Annotated in this window: 16 protein-coding genes; 1 reads left to right on the top strand and 15 read right to left on the bottom strand. The window is 38.8% G+C overall.

Annotated features, from left to right (window positions below):
* Positions 1 to 17 precede the first annotated feature (17 nt).
* The 14 genes from cmk to BIV20_RS07010 form a co-directional block, all read right to left on the bottom strand.
* A complete protein-coding gene (gene cmk / locus BIV20_RS07075; RefSeq protein ID WP_075719487.1) occupies positions 18 to 689 on the bottom strand; it encodes a (d)CMP kinase in 672 nt (223 codons plus the stop codon).
* A gap of 19 nt (positions 690 to 708) precedes the next feature.
* On the bottom strand, positions 709 to 1,938 hold the full coding sequence (locus tag BIV20_RS07070) for an NAD(P)/FAD-dependent oxidoreductase (RefSeq protein ID WP_075719485.1): 1,230 nt from the start codon (positions 1,936 to 1,938) through the stop codon (positions 709 to 711).
* Positions 1,931 to 2,857, bottom strand: coding sequence for a MurR/RpiR family transcriptional regulator (locus tag BIV20_RS07065; RefSeq protein ID WP_075719483.1), 927 nt, complete (start codon positions 2,855 to 2,857; stop codon positions 1,931 to 1,933). Before BIV20_RS07065 ends, BIV20_RS07070 begins: the two co-directional genes overlap by 8 nt.
* Positions 2,858 to 2,955: 98 nt before the next feature.
* Entirely contained in the window at positions 2,956 to 4,884 is a 1,929-nt protein-coding gene (locus tag BIV20_RS07060) for a [Fe-Fe] hydrogenase large subunit C-terminal domain-containing protein (protein WP_083655125.1), read from the bottom strand.
* A gap of 160 nt (positions 4,885 to 5,044) precedes the next feature.
* A complete protein-coding gene (locus tag BIV20_RS07055) occupies positions 5,045 to 6,463 on the bottom strand; it encodes an oxaloacetate decarboxylase subunit alpha (protein WP_075719481.1) in 1,419 nt (472 codons plus the stop codon).
* Positions 6,464 to 6,551: 88 nt separating this feature from the next.
* On the bottom strand, positions 6,552 to 7,700 hold the full coding sequence (locus BIV20_RS07050; RefSeq protein ID WP_075719479.1) for a sodium ion-translocating decarboxylase subunit beta: 1,149 nt from the start codon (positions 7,698 to 7,700) through the stop codon (positions 6,552 to 6,554).
* Positions 7,701 to 7,715: 15 nt separating this feature from the next.
* Positions 7,716 to 8,087 (bottom strand): biotin/lipoyl-containing protein, encoded by a 372-nt coding sequence (locus BIV20_RS07045; RefSeq protein ID WP_075719477.1) that lies wholly within the window; start codon positions 8,085 to 8,087, stop codon positions 7,716 to 7,718.
* Positions 8,088 to 8,111: 24 nt separating this feature from the next.
* A complete protein-coding gene (locus BIV20_RS07040; RefSeq protein ID WP_075719475.1) occupies positions 8,112 to 8,831 on the bottom strand; it encodes an OadG family protein in 720 nt (239 codons plus the stop codon).
* A 13-nt stretch (positions 8,832 to 8,844) separates the two neighbouring features.
* Positions 8,845 to 10,278 (bottom strand): acyl-CoA carboxylase subunit beta, encoded by a 1,434-nt coding sequence (locus tag BIV20_RS07035; RefSeq protein ID WP_075719473.1) that lies wholly within the window; start codon positions 10,276 to 10,278, stop codon positions 8,845 to 8,847.
* 131 nt (positions 10,279 to 10,409) lie between these two features.
* Positions 10,410 to 11,633 (bottom strand): D-alanyl-D-alanine carboxypeptidase family protein, encoded by a 1,224-nt coding sequence (locus BIV20_RS07030; protein ID WP_075719471.1) that lies wholly within the window; start codon positions 11,631 to 11,633, stop codon positions 10,410 to 10,412.
* A 120-nt stretch (positions 11,634 to 11,753) separates the two neighbouring features.
* Positions 11,754 to 12,596 carry a histidine kinase N-terminal domain-containing protein gene (locus tag BIV20_RS07025; protein ID WP_075719469.1) on the bottom strand — a complete coding sequence of 281 codons (843 nt, stop codon included), beginning with the start codon at positions 12,594 to 12,596 and terminating at the stop codon, positions 11,754 to 11,756.
* A 19-nt stretch (positions 12,597 to 12,615) separates the two neighbouring features.
* On the bottom strand, positions 12,616 to 13,185 hold the full coding sequence (scpB, locus tag BIV20_RS07020) for an SMC-Scp complex subunit ScpB (RefSeq protein ID WP_075719467.1): 570 nt from the start codon (positions 13,183 to 13,185) through the stop codon (positions 12,616 to 12,618).
* Between the two features lie 19 nt (positions 13,186 to 13,204).
* Positions 13,205 to 13,951: a segregation and condensation protein A gene (locus BIV20_RS07015; RefSeq protein WP_075720041.1), complete on the bottom strand. Its 747-nt coding sequence runs from the start codon at positions 13,949 to 13,951 to the stop codon at positions 13,205 to 13,207.
* A gap of 115 nt (positions 13,952 to 14,066) precedes the next feature.
* The gene (locus BIV20_RS07010; RefSeq protein ID WP_075719465.1) at positions 14,067 to 14,921 is read right to left on the bottom strand and encodes a metallophosphoesterase; all 855 of its coding nucleotides are present in this window, start codon (positions 14,919 to 14,921) and stop codon (positions 14,067 to 14,069) included.
* Positions 14,922 to 15,022: 101 nt separating this feature from the next.
* Between BIV20_RS07010 and BIV20_RS07005 the strand changes: the two genes are divergently transcribed.
* On the top strand, positions 15,023 to 16,198 hold the full coding sequence (locus tag BIV20_RS07005) for a D-alanyl-D-alanine carboxypeptidase family protein (RefSeq protein WP_075719463.1): 1,176 nt from the start codon (positions 15,023 to 15,025) through the stop codon (positions 16,196 to 16,198).
* 9 nt (positions 16,199 to 16,207) lie between these two features.
* On the opposite strand, the gene cls is transcribed toward BIV20_RS07005, so the two are convergent.
* The gene (cls, locus tag BIV20_RS07000; RefSeq protein ID WP_075719461.1) at positions 16,208 to 17,746 is read right to left on the bottom strand and encodes a cardiolipin synthase; all 1,539 of its coding nucleotides are present in this window, start codon (positions 17,744 to 17,746) and stop codon (positions 16,208 to 16,210) included.
* Positions 17,747 to 17,773: the final 27 nt, after the last annotated feature.

Here is a 17,773-nt window from a genome sequence, read left to right as displayed (position 1 = left end):
CGACCTCAATTTATATTTTATTTCTGTTGCGCTTGTGCAACAAGATTTAAAATGGCATTCACTACTTCATCAATCGTCATCTCGGAACTGTCTACCAGAACAGCATCCTCTGCCTGCTTCAACGGGGCAATTTCCCGATGCATGTCACGGTAGTCCCGTTCTCGTATATCTGCACAGATGTCTTCCAGATTACATTTCTGCCCCTTTTCCTGTAATTCCAGAAAACGTCTCTTTCCACGAGTCTCTACACTTGCAGTCAGGTAAATTTTCACTTGGGCATTTGGAAGAACACAGGTTCCAATATCTCTGCCATCCATAATTACATTCTGAGTTTCCGCAAGCTGGCGTTGCAACTCTAAAAGCTTTGTTCGCACCTTTCCATAAACACTGATAGCTGAAGCCGTATTTCCCACTTCTTCTGTACGAATAAAACCATTCACATTTTCTCCGTTTAACAGAACCTGTTGCTCTCCATTTTCATAGGAAATAGATACATCTATTTGTTCGCATGCTACAGATACTGCTTCTTCCTCGTTCTTATTTACTCCATTTCGGATACAATACAGTGCCATTGCCCGAAACATTGCTCCTGTATCCACATAAATATAAGACAGCTCTTTCGCTACCTTTTTGGCTATGGTACTTTTTCCGGCACCTGCCGGTCCATCAATTGCTATGTTAAAAGCCATATTTTTCTCCTCTTTCTCTCTATTCTATACTGTTACCTGCCAGGTAACCTGTTGACCAAGCAATCTGAAGATTAAATCCTCCGGTCAGTGCATCCAAGTCTAATACTTCTCCGGCAAAATAAAGCCCTTTTACTATTTTTGATTCCATGGTAGATGGATTCACTTCTTTCACACTGACACCGCCCCGAGTGATAATTGCCTCGTTAAAATCTCGAAATCGAGATAATGTCAACGGAAATGCCTTTATCAGCTTTACAAATTGTTGACGTTCTTCCTTTGTAATTTCGTTTACCTTTTTTTCCGGTGAAATTCCACTCAAGCGAATAATTACCGGAATCATCTTTGCAGGAAACAGCTTTTGTACCGCATTTTTGAACTGACGATTTTGATTCTCTTCAAAATCCCTCAAAATCCGCTTGTCCAACTGTTCTTCCTCCAATGCCGGTTTCAGATCTATGCTCATTTGCAATGGCATCTTATCTGCATAATCATTTACCATACTGCTAGCACTTAATAACAAAGGCCCACTGACACCATAATGTGTAAACAACATCTCACCAAAAGCATCATATAACACTTTTCCATTCTTTTCTATCTTTACAGAAACGTTTTTTAGGGATAATCCCTGCAGTTCCTTTATCCAACTTTCTTCTGTTTCAAAAGGTACCAATGCCGGATAAAGTTCTGTAACCGTATGTCCCACCTCCCGCGCAAAGCGGTAACCATCCCCAGTAGAACCAGTCGTTATATAGGAACAGCCTCCGGTTGCCACAATGACACGTTCTGCCTCCAGGAAGCTTCCATTTTTCAAAAGCACACCCTTTATCTGTCCATCTTCTATTTTAAGTTTCTTTACCTCTGAATGAAGTTGCACCGTCACTCCCTGCTTCTTCAATACACGCTGAAGTGTTGCAATTACATCTGAGGAATGGTCAGACTGTGGAAATACACGCTCTCCTCGTTCTGTTTTAATGGGAAGTCCATTACTTTCAAAAAAATCCATTACCTGATAATTGCTGCAGGTATAAAAAGCACTATACAAAAACTTACTGTTTCGCATCACATTTTGAAATAATTCTTCTGTATCACAGGCATTGGTAATATTACATCTTCCCTTTCCTGTAATATAAATCTTCTTACCAAGCTTCTCATTTTTTTCAAGCAACACTACAGAGTGTCCTTGTTCTGCTGCTTGAATGGCAGCAAACATACCGGCAGCTCCGCCACCTATTACAATCACCTTACTCATTCTTGTCTCCTAACCTTGCATAACGCATTTTCATGGAGTCGTCGATATAATTAATCTCGTCATTTCCATATACCTGATATTCTTCCCATACATTCTCTAACATCTCTAATGTTTTTACTACCTCACCCTGCTTTTTCATACACAATGCCATAATCAGGGCATTGATAACACTCAAGGGTGCCACCAAAGAATCCACAATAGACGCCATATCGCTTTTGGCAATCAAATTACAGGAAGAATACAAATTCATTGGAGAATGTACGCTGTCTGTCAAAGTAATTACTTTGGCATTACGATTATTAGCAAATTCTAACGCTTTTAAGGTTCGCATGGAATACCGCGGAAAACTAATTCCTATAATAACGTCATTCTTATCAATGCGTACCATCTGCTCAAAAACTTCACTGGAACTATTTGTATGAAGTAAATGTACATTTTTAAACATAAGATTTAGATAAAAAGCAAGAAATTCTGCCAACGGAGCACAACTTCGTATCCCAATTACATAAATATTCTTTGCACTCAAAATGGTATCCACAGCAAGATCAAAAGCATGTTCATCAATGGATTCCATAGTGTCACGAATCCGTTCTGCATCTGAAGTCAGTACCGTTTCCAAAATTTTAGACTGACTAATTCTTCCATAGGTATCTTCCATCCTCTGTACAGAATTCAGTTTGTTTCGCACCATTTCTTCCAGGGCTTTTTGAAATTCCGGATATCCTTTATATCCCAGATGTGTAGCAAAACGAACTACTGTAGATTCACTGACTCCTACCACTTCCCCCAAACGGGCTGCCGTAAGAAATACAGCCTTATCATAATTATCCGTAATGTAAGCTGCTAAAACTTTCTGGCCTTTACTCAAACTTCCATACCGTTCATTAATTCGATTCACTAATTCATTGGTATTTCCCACTTTTTCTGCCTCCAAAAAAATGGCGCTCGTGGCACATTGCCATGAGCGCCGTCGCTTTTTTTATTATACCAAAAAGCTGCTTTCATCTCAATAGTTTTTTATTCTGACACAACCTCTTTCATTTTTTCTACCACCCGATTTACCACTTCTTCAATCACTTCTGTCTGGGCTGCAATCTCTTCGCTACTAGCTGCAAGGGCAGATGTCTTGGTATTGATATCTTCAATATTCTTAATAAAAGAATCTGTTTCATTTCCAAGTGATTCCATAGCAGGCATCAATACATCACTCTGCTTCTTACCGGTAACCACTGCACTTTTAGTCTGTTCTGATAATTCTCTCACCCTATTTGCTATGACTGCAAATCCTCTTCCTGCCTCGCCACTTCTAGCCGCCTCAATTCCTGCATTTAATGCAAGCATACCTGTTTGATTAGAGATTTTAATAATTGCTTCATTGATACTATCATAACCTTTTACTGCCTCGGTTACCTGTCCCATAGATTCCCTCAATGTATCTGTAAATCCAGATATATCTCCTACCGCCTGTGCCATAGTTGTAGCATCCTCCGCTGAATTCTGGTTTCCTATCGCCAGTTCAGAAATCGACTCTTTAATCTGTTCAAAATCTTTCATTATTTCTTGATAAACTTCCGCCTTCTTCTGCTGTTTTTCCCGCTCCTGACGATTCATTTCTTTTATTTTTCCTTGCTCTTCAATCAGCTCATTCTTTACATAGTGGATACAATTTTCCTTGTAATTATATCCCATAACAATTGCCTCTGCCATCTTTCGACAACTATCATATCCACAAGCACCACAATCAATCTTCTGCTCCGCAGGAGCATTCTTTCCAAGTTCCTGAAAACCTTCTTGAATTTGCTCATTCTTTACTGGTACTTTTTTATCAGCAGGGTAATATTTACAAAGAAAATCCTCCAGTCTCAATTCAGAAAACTGTGCATTGAAATTCTCCAAACGTTTCTCATAACTAATTTCCTTCGCCCACGGATTCTTTTTATCATCCTTCTTCGCCTTGATTCGCTGATTCTGAATTTCAAAAAGAACATCATCATTATCTTCTGTACCGGCTTCTGTAGCTGTTCCATGGATACAGCCGTTTGCACAATTCAATGCATCTACTAAAAACGGCAATGGCTTTCCAGCCTTCACGCGCTTTGCATATTCTTCCAAAAAATGATATGCATGACTTTCACCTTCAATTTGGCGAACCATAACATCTCTTCCAAGGAAATGTTCTACATTTTCCTTTAATCCACCCGGTTGTGGATATAAGCTTCCCATTCCATATTCCAATTCATCTATTGCATCATAACTAGATAAATTAATTCCCTTTAATTGCTCCATTAAATGAGCAAAGGTAACATTATAAGAAATATATTCTTTGTTTCCCGGACGCATAATTTCTGTTTTCTTTGCGATACATGGACTAATAAAAGCCAATTTATCCTTAACATTCATGTATTTCTTCACATAAATTGCGGCACACATCATCGGACTATGTACCGGAACGATTTTCTCCGTAAGATCCGGTATGTATTTTTCAATATAATTAACAATTGCAGGACATGGTTGTGATATCCCACCTTTAAAATTATATTTTGTAATATAATTCAAATACCCCCAGGTAGTAATATCAGCCCCAAAGCTTACACTAATCATTCGGTTTACCCCAAGGCTCTTTAAATACCCTAGCACCTTGCGATACTCTCCCGGATAATTAGCAATAAAGGCTGGCGCAATCAAAATACTAATTTTCTCTCCATTCTTTAATGCTTCCAGAAAGTCTACGGTATCATCTCTAAATTCTCTTGCGTTGTGGTGACACGCATCCATGCACGCCCCACACTGCACACATGCATCTCCATCTACATGAATCACATTCTCATTACCATCCCGTAAAGAGTAATTTGCCTCTAAGACCGGGCAGACAGAGATACATCTGTTACATCCGGTACAATCATCATTCGTGTATACAAGACCTTGATTCAACATACTTCTTTCCATACTATAATCCTCCAACTACTCCTAATACTTCAAAAGCCTCCTTGCTTTTGTATATTATAACATATTTTTTGTTTTTTTCTCCATTTTTAAGTAAAATCCTACAAAAAAAAAAGCAGAAAACCATCTTTGTTTTCTGCTTTTCTAGGATATTCAAAATATATTACACAGGATACGCTCCATTTTCCTTATCGGCAATGGTTGCATCTACCTTAGTCTGCTGTGCTTGTCTATACTTGAAAAATTCTGTAGCAACCTGAGGAAATAACGCATAAGATAACACATCCTCATCTTGCTGCTTCCACTGCTTCATTTCTTCTTCAATCTTTGCAAGTTCCGGTTCCAATAAATCTGCCGGACGACAGGTAATCGCATTCTTTTTATCCTCTCCTAATACTTTATCTACCACTTCCGGATTGAACGGCTTTACTGTCTGTCCATACTTTCCAAGCAAAACATCCTTTGTTTCCTTGGTCGCTACCTTATAACGTTCTCCCATCAATACGTTAAACACAGCCTGTGTTCCCACAATCTGACTGGAAGGTGTTACCAAAGGTGGCTCTCCTAAGTCTTTTCTTACCCGTGGTACTTCTGCCAACACTTCTTCAAACTTATCTTCTTTTCCCTGTTCTTTCAACTGTGAAAGCAAATTGGATAACATACCACCCGGCACCTGATATAGCAATGTCTTGATATTTACACCTAATACCTTCGGATTCATCAATCCGCTTTCCAGACATTCTTCCCTCATCGGTCGGAAGTAATCAGCAATTTCTGCCAACTTCGTCTGATCTAATCCAGTATCATATTCCGTTCCCTTAAATGCTTCTACCATAACTTCAGTTGCCGGTTGACTAGTTCCAAGGGCAAATGGAGACATTGCGGTATCAATAATATCGCACCCTGCTTCTACTGCCTTCATATAAGTCATCGAAGCAACTCCACTGGTATAGTGTGTATGGAGTTCAACCGGAAGGCTGGTAGATGCTTTCAATGCCCGAATCAGCTCATCTGCCTTCTGTGGCACCAATAGTCCTGCCATATCCTTGATACACAGAGAGTCGGCTCCCATATCCTCTACTCTTTTCGCCATATCCATCCAGTAATCTAAGGTATAAGCATCTCCTAGCGTGTAGGATAATGCCACTTGCGCATGTCCTTTTTCTTTGTTACATGCACTTACTGCTGTTTGAAGGTTACGAATATCATTCAGACAGTCAAAAATACGAATAATGTCAATTCCGTTTGCAATAGACTTCTGTACAAAATATTCCACTACATCATCTGCATAAGGACGATATCCCAAAATATTCTGTCCGCGGAATAACATCTGCAATTTTGTGTTCTTAAATCCATCTTTTAATTTTCTTAATCTTTCCCATGGATCTTCTTTCAAAAAACGAAGACATGCATCAAAGGTAGCTCCACCCCAACATTCTACTGCATGAAAACCAACCTTGTCCATTTTATCTACAATCGGCAACATCTGCTCTGTCGTCATACGTGTCGCAATCAAAGACTGATGCGCATCACGAAGTACTGTCTCAGTAATTTTTACTGGTTTTTTAATCTGTTCAGCCATATTTTACCTCTCATTCCGCCTTACGGCTTCCTCTTCAGCGGATATTTGTAATCCGCTTCGCTACTTACTCATAAAACAGCAAACTGTTTTATATTCCAAAAATCGCCATAAATACACCAGCTGCTACCGCTGTACCGATAACTCCGGCAACGTTCGGTCCCATTGCATGCATAAGTAAAAAATTCGTCGGGTCTTCTTCTGCACCTACTTTTTGCGATACACGTGCCGCCATTGGCACAGCAGATACACCTGCGGAACCAATCAATGGATTAATCTTTCCATGTGTAAGCTTACATAACAGCTTACCAAATAACACACCAGCTGTCGTACCAAACATAAATGCCACTAATCCAAGTCCTACAATCTTCAGCGTAGTTATATTTAAAAATGCCTCTGCACTGGTAGTAGCACCTACTGAAGTTCCCAATAAAATAACTACAATATACATTAACGCATTGGATGCTGTTTCTGACAACTGCCGAACCACACCACATTCACGGAACAGATTTCCAAGCATCAGCATACCTACCAATGGTGCTGTTGTCGGCAAAAGCAAACAAACAATTGCTGTAACCACGATTGGGAATAAGATTTTCTCCAGTTTAGAAACCGGTCTTAAATTCTCCATCTTAATAGCACGCTCTTTTTTGGTCGTAAACAGTTTCATAATTGGTGGCTGTATAATAGGCACCAATGCCATATAGGAGTATGCCGCCACTGCAATAGGCCCCATCAATCCGGTCTGTCCCAATTTTCCTGCAAGGAAAATTGAGGTTGGACCATCAGCACCTCCGATAATGGATACTGCCGCTGCCGCTTTATCATTAAATCCTAACAGAATTGCCATGAAATACGCACCGAAAATACCAAACTGCGCTGCTGCTCCAAGCAGGAAACTGATTGGATTTGCAATCAACGGTCCAAAGTCTGTCATCGCTCCTACTCCAAGAAAAATCAGGGAAGGAAGGATAGACCACTCATCTAAGGTATAAAAATAATACAATAAACCACCTACACCATTACTGGTCTCTTCCGGCGATGCAATAATATCCGGATAAATATTTACCAATAACATACCAAACGCAATCGGAACCAACAGCAGGGGTTCAAATCCTTTCTTAATAGCAAGGAAAAGAAATATGAATGCCACTAAAATCATGACATAATTTCCCCAAGTCAGATTAAAGAATGCAGTCTGATGCAGGAGGTTTGATAATGTTTCTCCTACGTAACTCATATTTTGCCCTCCTGATTATTTGTTCATAGTTGCCAGTAATGCACCTGCTTCTACCGCCTGTCCTACAGTTACATCGATACTTGCTACCGTACCATCTTCCGGTGCAACAACAGGTGTTTCCATCTTCATAACTTCCAAAACCAGTACGGTATCACCACGTTTTACTGTATCGCCTGGCTTAGCATCTACACTAAATACTTTTCCGGCTGCTCCAGCTTCAATTTTAATACTTCCGGCACCGCCTGCTACCTTTGGAGCCGCCGGTGCTGCTGGTGCTGCGACAGGAGCTGCTGCTCTTCTTGGTGCTGCTGTACCCGCAGAGGCTCCATTTTCTTCTACTGTAACATCATAAACATTTCCATTAACGGTAATTGTATAATTCTTCATTTTCGTTTCCTCCTGAATCTACCTTTAAAATCTTCTCTTGATAGAACGAACTACAAAGTCATCTGTAGAAGTTCCTGTGGATGCTGCAATTGCCGCTGCAATAACTGCTACCAGTTCTAAATCATCCTGCATTGCAACAGGTACGCTTTCTGTAACTATTTCTTCTGTTGGCTGAACTATAGCACTTTTCTTTGCTTTTCTCTTCTGCTCCAGATATGGAAATATCTTAAAACAGTATATAATCAAACTGATTAAGATAAGAACCGTAAACACAACACCCATTCCCATCAGTGTATTTAATCCGGCATTTGCCATCTTTTCTCCCAATGTTTGAACCGGATCTACGGTAATATCATCTAACTGCATATTGTAATATGTGAACACATAAGTGAGAATTACAGATCTTTCTTCAAAAACAATCTCCTGTTCACAGGTAAGAGTCTTTCCCGACTTTGTTATAGTAAATTCTCCAAGTTCACGATATTCTCCCACATCCTCGATAGAGTCACTCCAGCGTGTTGCTACATTTGCCAACATTGCATACTGTTCATCCTCTATTTTCTTATACTGCTCTATTTCCTCATCCGACATAGCTGTCAAAGCTTCCGCCATTCCCTGCACCTCTTGCTTCAACTCATCATAACTATATCCATTATAGTCAACCTTGGTCGGATCTTCTCCGCAGGCTGCCATACAAAGCACCATAAGACATAGGCTCAGTATGAGCGCTATTTTCTTCTTCATAAGCTTCACCTTTCTATTTTGCTATGTGTTTTTTTACAGGTTCTCCAGCACCTTTTGTATAAAGCATTTCAAATGCTGCTACTGCATATTTTCTGGTATCTGCCGGTGAAATAATAAGATCTACAAGCCCACGTCTTGCTGCTGTAAGAACGGAAGACTGTAATTCTTCGTATTCTTTTGCCTTTTGGGCAATTACATCCGAGCCCTTGTCCTCATACATGATTTTTGCTGCCAATGCAGCATCCATCATCCCAATTTTACTTCCTTCCCATGCATATACCAAATCTGCACCAATAGACTTGCTATTCATCATAACAGATGCAGTTCCGTAAGCATTTCCGATGATAATATTTACCTTCGGAACCGTAGCTCCTGCAAATGCAACGGTCATATGTGCCATTGCCTTTGCCAGATTCTTTTCAGAACATGTACTAGCTGCAAATCCTTCTACCGCAGTAAGAGACAATACCGGAATATCAAACGCGTCACAGAATTGAATAAATTCTGCTGCCTTATTACATCCTCTTGCAGTAAGCCCCTTATCAAAACTCTCTTTCTTTTCTCCATTTTCATCAAATACAGCACTGCTATTGGCAACAGCACCCACTGTCATTCCGTTTAAACGCAAAAAACCAGTCACCATATTTCTTGCATAATCTTTCTTTGTTTCCAAGAACAGATTATCATCTGCAATATTGGTAAGTATCAGGCGTGCATCCTCTACACAATTTTCAAGATTCTCACATACCCGATTCAAATCATCGGTACACTCTTCTTCTCTTCCTCCGCCGGCATTATTACCCGGAAGCATACAGATCAATTCTCGAATCTGTGTTAGAATCTCTACCTCTGTTCCAACTCCATCAATACATCCATTGTTCTCACTCTGATATGTAGCTACAGCGGTATCGCATTTTGCTAAATTATTTCCCGGAAGTGCATTGGGTGAGTTTACAAACATTCTTCCCTGTTCCTTCTCCACAAACACGAAATCGCTCAATGCCGGAATAACGGTAAGGCCGCCACCGCAGTTACCAAATATGGCCGAAATCTGTGGAACCACACCACTTGCCATTACCTGCTTTGCATAAATCTCACCAAAACCATTTAATGCATCCACGGATTCCTGCAAACGCATACCGGCACAGTCAATCAATCCAATCACTGGTGCTCCCATTTTCATTGCCATGTCATAAACAGCCGCAATCTTCTTGCTATGCATCTCACCAATGGTACCATTCAACACAGCTGCATCCTGACTGTACACATAAACCAGATTTCCATCAATCAGACCATAACCGGTAATTACTCCATCAGAAGGAGTTTCAGATTGGTTTAAATCAAAATCTGTGTTTCTTGCTGTTACCAGAGCACCGATTTCCATGAAACTTTTCTCGTCAAGAAGACCGACAATCCTCTGTCTTGCTGAGTTTGTAGTATTACTCATTCCTTAGACCTCCATGTTGTATTTTAAATTTTTCTTACTTCTCATCCAATTATAATTGTATATCTTTTGCACATATTTTTCAATAGACAATTTCCGTTTTTTGTTGATTTTTTCACTAACTTATATTACTTTTACTGGAAATTTATACATAATTTCTTCTCCATTAAAAATCGTTCTAAGATATAATTAACATACCAGGAAAAATCTAATTCTTCTACTGTCCCATCGGATTTTATTGGAAACTCTCCTATTTTTTTCTCCCCAAGATAATAAGTCACATTTCCAACTTTCTCTCCGTCCTTTATCGGTGCTTTTAATTTCTTTGGAATATCATATACCGTATGTATCTGCTCGTCACTCCTTTTTAACACTTGTAATGCAGTCTCTTCCATTTTCACCGGAACCTCTACTTGCTGATAAAGCTTTCCGTTCTTCGGAACTGCATTTTCCACTACAATATCCGGAAGTTCTTTTTCATATTCAAACACATCTTCGTAAGTATAATTTTCCAACCCATAGTTCATCAATTGCTTGGTATCTGCCCATTTGTATGTTTTATTATTAGGCCATCCACATGCCAGAAGTGCTACAACAAAGGTCCTGTCATCCCTTTTCAAAGCTCCAACATAACAATATCCTGCATTTCCTGTAAATCCTGTTTTTCCCGACAACGCTCCATCCATCATTTGCAAAAAGGCATTGTGATTGTTACAGCTATATGTTTTTGTTCCTGCAATATCAGAAAAACTATAACTTGCAGTTTGAGTGATTTCCAAAAAAGTCTTATCTTTGATACAATAACTCATAATTCGCGCCAAATCCGTCGCTGTTGTTCCATGTACTCCTCTATCATCCCGGGCATCCAAACCATTCGGTGTAATAAAATATGTATCTGTACATCCTAACTCTTTTGCCTTTTGATTCATCATAGCTGCAAAGCCTTCTACACTTCCACCTATATGCTCTGCAATAGCAACTGCAGAATCATTATGAGATTCCAACATAAGGGAATAAAGCAAATCCTTTAGATAAAAGGTATCTTCCGTGCTCATGTCCAAACGCACTTTTGGCATAGAAGCCGCATAACTGCTTACTTTGACTTCATCCTCCAGATTGCCATTTTCAATTGCCAAAATACAAGTCATAATTTTAGTAGTGCTGGCATTGGGCATATGGATATTTCCGTCCTTTTCATATAATACTCTTCCACTTTCCGCATCCATCAAAACCGCACTTTTCGCATATAGTCTCAAATCATTTTGTTCTTCCGCACAAACTGGCAGAAAAAAGTCTTTGCATAACTGAATACACATCACAACAGACAAAAGTATAAGTCCAAATTTTCTTTTCGCCATTTTATCTTCTTTTCTGCTTTTTCCTTTTACTATATGTATTTTTCCTTTTACCTAGAACAACGCAACTAGACTCCAAAAGAAAAACCCCTTATGTTTTCACATAAAGGGTTCCTGTTCTTCTTAATTAGACTTTCTTACAAATTCTGTCAACTCGCTTGCCCAAGATACAATATCCTCAAGGGTCGCAATGATTTTATCTGTTTCTGTTGCTTGTGCTGTAGCAACTTCCGTTGCTTGGGTTACTTCATCGGTTACTCGTTTTACTGCTTCAAAAATATCTGTAAGAGACGTATCTATTTCCTTTGCAGAGCTTCCACTGACCTGAGCCAATTTTCCCATTTCATTCGCTACTACTGCAAATCCTCTTCCTGCTTCACCAGCTCTAGCAGCCTCGATGGATGCATTCAACGCAAGAATATTAGAACGTGACGCATTTCCTTGAATAGCACTTACCAGCTTAGAAGCCTTATCTGCCTGATCTCCGACCATTTCAGACGTAGCATGAATGTTATTTAACTTATCTGACAAATCACTAGCACCCTTTGCTATTTCTTCTATGCTCCGCAAAGCTTCACTCAGATTGCTGTCAAAAGATTCTACCATTGAACCAATTCTTTTATTCTCCTTGATACAAACCATACTTGCAACCACACCTACAACCTGACCATCTTCATAGACCGGAATTAAATTTCCACGTACCGGAATTCCAAAGAATTCTTCTGGCGCTTCTGCCTCAATAGCACTTCCCTTTTCCATCGCATCAAGAACGAATCCATGCTTTGGATTAGAACGGCTTAACGTCTCACCCACCTGCACAAAATCTACCTGAAATTCATCTGCTTTCCATACACCAAGCACCTCTGTTCTACTAAACAGAGAAAGATATACATCATTCGTTGCTAATTGCCGAAATAACGGCATTGTTTCCTTCAATTCCTCCAAGATTCTGCTTTCGTTTCCCATAAAAAAATTCCTCCTTTAATTATACATCTAGTTTCAAATGCATTTCCTCTTCTGCCTGCTGTTTGAATTCTTCTACCTGTTCCGGATTCAACACAGGAAGTTCATCTAATGACTGTACCCCGAAACTTCGCAAAAATTCCTCTGTTGTACCAAAGAGCAAAGGTCTGCCCGGTGCGTCCAGTCTGCCAATCTCACAGACTAGGTTATAATCCACCAATTTATTTACGGCATGGTCGCAGGAGACCCCGCGTATCTTCTCAATCTCCAATTTCGTAATGGGTTGCTTATACGCAATAATTGATAGCGTTTCCAACAAAACATCCGTCAACACATGACGTTTCGGTTGCTTTGCAATCTTAATCAGATATTCGTACATTTCTTTTCTAGTACACATCTGAAAAGCATCTTCTATCTCAATAATCTGAATTCCACGCTGTTCTTTCTCGTACTTGTCCATCATATTGTAAATAATGTCTTTTGTTTCGTCCTTGCTTATCTCCAACACTTCAGCCAATTTTGCAAGTTCCACCGATTCTCCCATGGAAAAAAGAACCGCTTCTATAATTGCTTCCTTTTCTTCTAATATCATTATATTACTCCTTTTGAGCTTATGCTGCAACCTTTGATTCAATGAAAATGTCATCGAAAATATTTTCTTGAGAAATATAAATTTTACCCGTTTTCATTAATTCTAAAATTGCCAGAAAAGTAACGATAATCTCCATCTTACTGCTCTGTGCTTCCAACAGTCCCCGGAAGCTGAAATTTCTATGTACCATCGCATAATTTTCCAGATATTCCATCCGTTCCTCTAAGGATACCTCTTCCTTCTCTATTTTTCCAAATTGAGAACGAATCGGGTCAATCTTGTCTACTTGCTTCTTCATAATAGACTTAAATATATCATTGAGCTTCTTCAAAGTAATATCCGAAACTAATTCTGCAACATTTACCGGTTCCTCATATTTACGCACTTCTTCCGGAATAGTTGGTACTTTGAACAAGACTCTTTCTGCATCCATCTGACGATCCTTTAGCTCATAGGACATACATTTATACATCTTATACTCCAATAATTTCTGTACCAATTCTGCTCTTGGATCTTCTTCCTCTTCTTCCGTTTCATCCTTAGGCAATAGCATTTTAGACTTAATATCAATTAGTGTAGCTGCCATTACAAGGAACTCACTCATAACATTCAAATCCTGACGTTTCATTTCCCCAATATACGCCAAGTACTGATTTGTAATCTCTACAATTGGAATATCATAAATATTTACTTTATTTTTTTCAAGCAGATGCAATAACAAATCCAACGGACCTTCAAACACCTGCAACTTTACCGTTAATTCCATATACACGCTCCCATAATCTCTAACGTATTCTATTTTACCCGCTGGCTCAAAAAAATTCAAGCAAAATTTACAATATTTAGTATGACATCTCCCTCCTATACTACAAGTTATTGTCTTATTTAGGCAAAAACTGAATATTCAATAATTCTGCTCGATTAAATATTCTGATATGAAAGGTATGCGTGCCAATTCCACGACTTACAATAATATCCTTGCCTTCCTTCTGAAACTTTCCTGCATCATATTTCGGAAACAAAGTAAGTTGAGGAGATAATAAACTTCCGATTCCCGGTATCCTTATCAGTCCCCCATGATTATGTCCACAAAAAGTAACATCCGCCCCCCATTTTGCATAATACTCCGCATATGCCGGATTATGTGCCAGCAAAATGACATAATCATTTTTCTCAGGCATTGGCAATAAGTCTTCTAAAACATCTGATTTCATTGGAACAATTCTTCCTTTTTCATAATACCCAACAGGAAGCTCCAGACCTATTATACGAATGTTTTCTAACTCCGAAACTAAAAAACTCTTATTATTTAAAATCTTTACCCCTATTTTTTCTGCCTCTTCCACATAATTTTGAAAAGCACAATGATTCATTTTTTCAGGACTTCGCAAACGTGTCTCATGGTTTCCAAAACTGTAATACACCGGGGCAATCTTCACCAATTCTTTCAGAAGTTCTAATGCAGTTCCAAAGGTATCAGAATATTTAGACACAATTAAATCACCGGGAATTAATATCATCTCCGGGTTACAATCTTTAATTTTCTCTAATAAATGTTGATTTTTTTTTCCATAAGTAAATCCATGAAGATCTGTAATCACTATGGCTCTATGTGCCTTTTTTATTTTTTCTGACATTACGGCATAATCTGTCACTTCAAATTTGGTCAGTTCCCATTTTTGCCATAGAATAAATAATATTCCTAAAAAAAATAAAATCACTAATATTTTTACCATTTTACTGCCTTTCTCGCCATATCTTCTCATTCCTACTTGGAAAATGGAATAACAGACAGGCTTTGGGATTAAACTGTACTATAACATTTGGAGGTTTTGCCATGCGTTGTATTTTATCTCTATTTTTATCCGTATCTATACTTCTTACTTCTTTCTTTCCTACTTCTGAAACACCGACCCCAACTTCTCCGGAAGAAGTATCCGTTTCCGCTCCTTCTGTTGTCTTAATGGAAGCCTCTACCGGACAAGTGATTTATGAAAAAGATTCTCATATTCCTCTTCATCCTGCCAGCATCACAAAAATCATGACTATGATACTTATCTTTGACGCTTTAGAAAATGGGACCATTTCGCTTGATGACACAGTAACCGTATCTGAATATGCCGCAAGCATGGGTGGTTCCCAAGTGTTCCTAGAACCCGGAGAAACCCAGACGGTAGATACCATGTTAAAATGCATTTCTATTGCAAGTGCCAACGATGCCTGTGTTGCCATGGCTGAATATATTTTCGGCAGCGAACAAGAATTTGTAAATCAGATGAATCAGCGTGCAAAAAAACTCGGCATGAATGATACTACCTTTGTCAACTGCTGTGGACTAGACACCGAAGGTCATATGACCACTGCTTACGATGTTGCCATCATGTCACGAGAATTAATTACAAAATATCCTCAAATACATAATTACTGCACTGTTTGGATGGACACCATTACTCATGTAACTGCAAAGGGCTCTACGGAGTTTGGACTTACTAATACGAACAAACTGATTAAACAATATGAATATGCCACAGGTTTAAAAACCGGTTCCACTTCGCAGGCAAAATATTGCCTTTCTGCCACTGCAGAGCGCGATGATATGGAACTCATCGCCGTAGTAATGGCTGCTCCTGACTACAAAGTTCGATTTCAAGACGCAGTAACTCTTTTAAATTATGGCTTTGGAAAATGCAAGATTTATCATGATAAAAATCAGGATGCATTGCCCGAGCTTATAGTAAACGGTGGTGTCGAAGATTCTGTTTCAATTTCTTATGAATCCGATTTTTCTTATCTGGATACAACGGGTGCCGACCTGTCCAAGATTACCAAAGAACTAAAACTTCCCCAAACGGTTGCTGCTCCTTTAAAAAAATCCTCCATCGCAGGAAAAGCCATATACAAACTAAACGGAAAAGAAATCGGTTCGGTAAATATTCTCTTCCAGAATACTATTAAAAAAGCAAATTTCAAAGATTACTTTAAACAAGCTCTTAAAGTATTTCTTATGTCTTGATGCAACGAATTACAGTAATGGAGTAAATATCTTAATAACAGCCAAAATTGTGCGGATGACTGCCGGCCTCTTCCGGCAGAATTCCATCGTAATCTCCTCACACTCCGTCAAAGTGTTCATAACATCTTCTTTCACCTGCAACACAGCTTTGGACTGATACATCCACACACCACACTCGAAATGAAGATATAAGCTACGGTAATCCATATTAATACTTCCAACGGTTGCTATCTCATCATCACATACAAAACATTTTGCATGAACAAATCCTGGCTTGTACTGATAAATTTTTACGCCACTCTCCAACAATTCTTCATAATATGACTGTCCCATCCAATATACGACCTTCTTATCCGGTATTCCCGGCATAATAATGCGGACATCCACACCACTTTTAGCTGAATTTTGTAGGCATTTTATCATTTCATGATCCGGAATCAAATACGGAGTAAAAATATAAACATAATTCTTTGCCCGGTTTATAATGTTCATATAAATATTTTCTCCGGAGGTCTCATGATCCAATGGGCTATCATCATAAGGCTGTACATAACCATCATTCTCAAATTTTTCTGTCTGATAAAGTTGCGGACGAAATCTTGCAATATCTCCCTGAGGCTTTCTTGTAATGTAACTCCACATCTCCAAAAACATTACCGTAAAGCTCCATACAGCATCTCCAATCAGCCTTATTCCTGTATCCTTCCAATAGCCAAAACGTTCTACCTCATTAATATATTCATCTGCCAGATTAATACCTCCGGTGAATCCAATCTTTCCGTCAACCACCAGAATCTTCCGGTGATCTCTATTGTTCATAATAACAGACATCACCGGATACAGTGGGTTAAACTTTACGCATTGAATTCCAAAGGATTGCATTGTCTCATAATACTTTGCAGGCAACGTAGTAACACATCCAAAGTCATCATAAATAAAGCGTACATCTACCCCCTGTGCTGCCTTTTCTTTCAAAATATCCAAAATAGGGTTAAACATGGCACCTTCTTCTACAATGAAGTATTCCATAAAGATGAAATGTTCTGCACTTTTCAAAGCCTCCAAAATATCTGGAAACATTTCTTCGCCCACTCGATAATACTTTGTTTCTGTATTACGATAGACCGGAAAGTTTGCCCAATCATTAATGTATTTTACCTGATTATAAACGCTCTTATCCTTATTGCGTATTTCCTCCATATATGCAGTCCCATCTGGAAGCTCCTTTTCCATTTCCTGATTAATCACTTCCATTCTTCGTCTTGTTCTTCTCATAAGTTCTGAACGTCCAAAAATAAAATATATTAGAAGTCCGACAATGGGAATCACAAGAATTACGAAAGTCCATGCAATTTTATAGGAAGGATTACTCCTCTTATTTACAATAGTCAGCACCACTATAATAGCTATTATTTCTATAATTGTATTAAAAAATGAGTATTTAACTATAACTCCGTTCAAAAACGATAATATCCATAACAGCTGTATGAGAATTGCCATTGCAACAATCATAGTTCTTCCCAATAAAAGCTTCTTTATTTTTTTCACATAATCATCCTCTCACGTACATCATCT

It is taken from the genome of Roseburia sp. 499 (assembly GCF_001940225.2).
Classification (GTDB): domain Bacteria; phylum Bacillota; class Clostridia; order Lachnospirales; family Lachnospiraceae; genus Petralouisia.
Note: the sequence above shows the minus strand (reverse complement) of the source record. Positions and strands in the feature narration are given on the sequence as shown.

What these genes read in the sequence shown, in the direction of transcription:
- cmk (WP_075719487.1), bottom strand. Translation starts at nt 689, where the DNA reads ATGGCTTTTAACATAGCAATTGATGGACCGGCAGGTGCCGGAAAAAGT.
- BIV20_RS07070 (WP_075719485.1), bottom strand. Translation starts at nt 1,938, where the DNA reads ATGAGTAAGGTGATTGTAATAGGTGGCGGAGCTGCCGGTATGTTTGCT.
- BIV20_RS07060 (WP_083655125.1), bottom strand. Translation starts at nt 4,884, where the DNA reads ATGGAAAGAAGTATGTTGAATCAAGGTCTTGTATACACGAATGATGAT.
- BIV20_RS07055 (WP_075719481.1), bottom strand. Translation starts at nt 6,463, where the DNA reads ATGGCTGAACAGATTAAAAAACCAGTAAAAATTACTGAGACAGTACTT.
- BIV20_RS07050 (WP_075719479.1), bottom strand. Translation starts at nt 7,700, where the DNA reads ATGAGTTACGTAGGAGAAACATTATCAAACCTCCTGCATCAGACTGCA.
- BIV20_RS07045 (WP_075719477.1), bottom strand. Translation starts at nt 8,087, where the DNA reads ATGAAGAATTATACAATTACCGTTAATGGAAATGTTTATGATGTTACA.
- BIV20_RS07040 (WP_075719475.1), bottom strand. Translation starts at nt 8,831, where the DNA reads ATGAAGAAGAAAATAGCGCTCATACTGAGCCTATGTCTTATGGTGCTT.
- BIV20_RS07035 (WP_075719473.1), bottom strand. Translation starts at nt 10,278, where the DNA reads ATGAGTAATACTACAAACTCAGCAAGACAGAGGATTGTCGGTCTTCTT.
- BIV20_RS07030 (WP_075719471.1), bottom strand. Translation starts at nt 11,633, where the DNA reads ATGGCGAAAAGAAAATTTGGACTTATACTTTTGTCTGTTGTGATGTGT.
- BIV20_RS07025 (WP_075719469.1), bottom strand. Translation starts at nt 12,596, where the DNA reads ATGGGAAACGAAAGCAGAATCTTGGAGGAATTGAAGGAAACAATGCCG.
- scpB (WP_075719467.1), bottom strand. Translation starts at nt 13,185, where the DNA reads ATGATATTAGAAGAAAAGGAAGCAATTATAGAAGCGGTTCTTTTTTCC.
- BIV20_RS07015 (WP_075720041.1), bottom strand. Translation starts at nt 13,951, where the DNA reads ATGGAATTAACGGTAAAGTTGCAGGTGTTTGAAGGTCCGTTGGATTTG.
- BIV20_RS07010 (WP_075719465.1), bottom strand. Translation starts at nt 14,921, where the DNA reads ATGGTAAAAATATTAGTGATTTTATTTTTTTTAGGAATATTATTTATT.
- BIV20_RS07005 (WP_075719463.1), top strand. Translation starts at nt 15,023, where the DNA reads ATGCGTTGTATTTTATCTCTATTTTTATCCGTATCTATACTTCTTACT.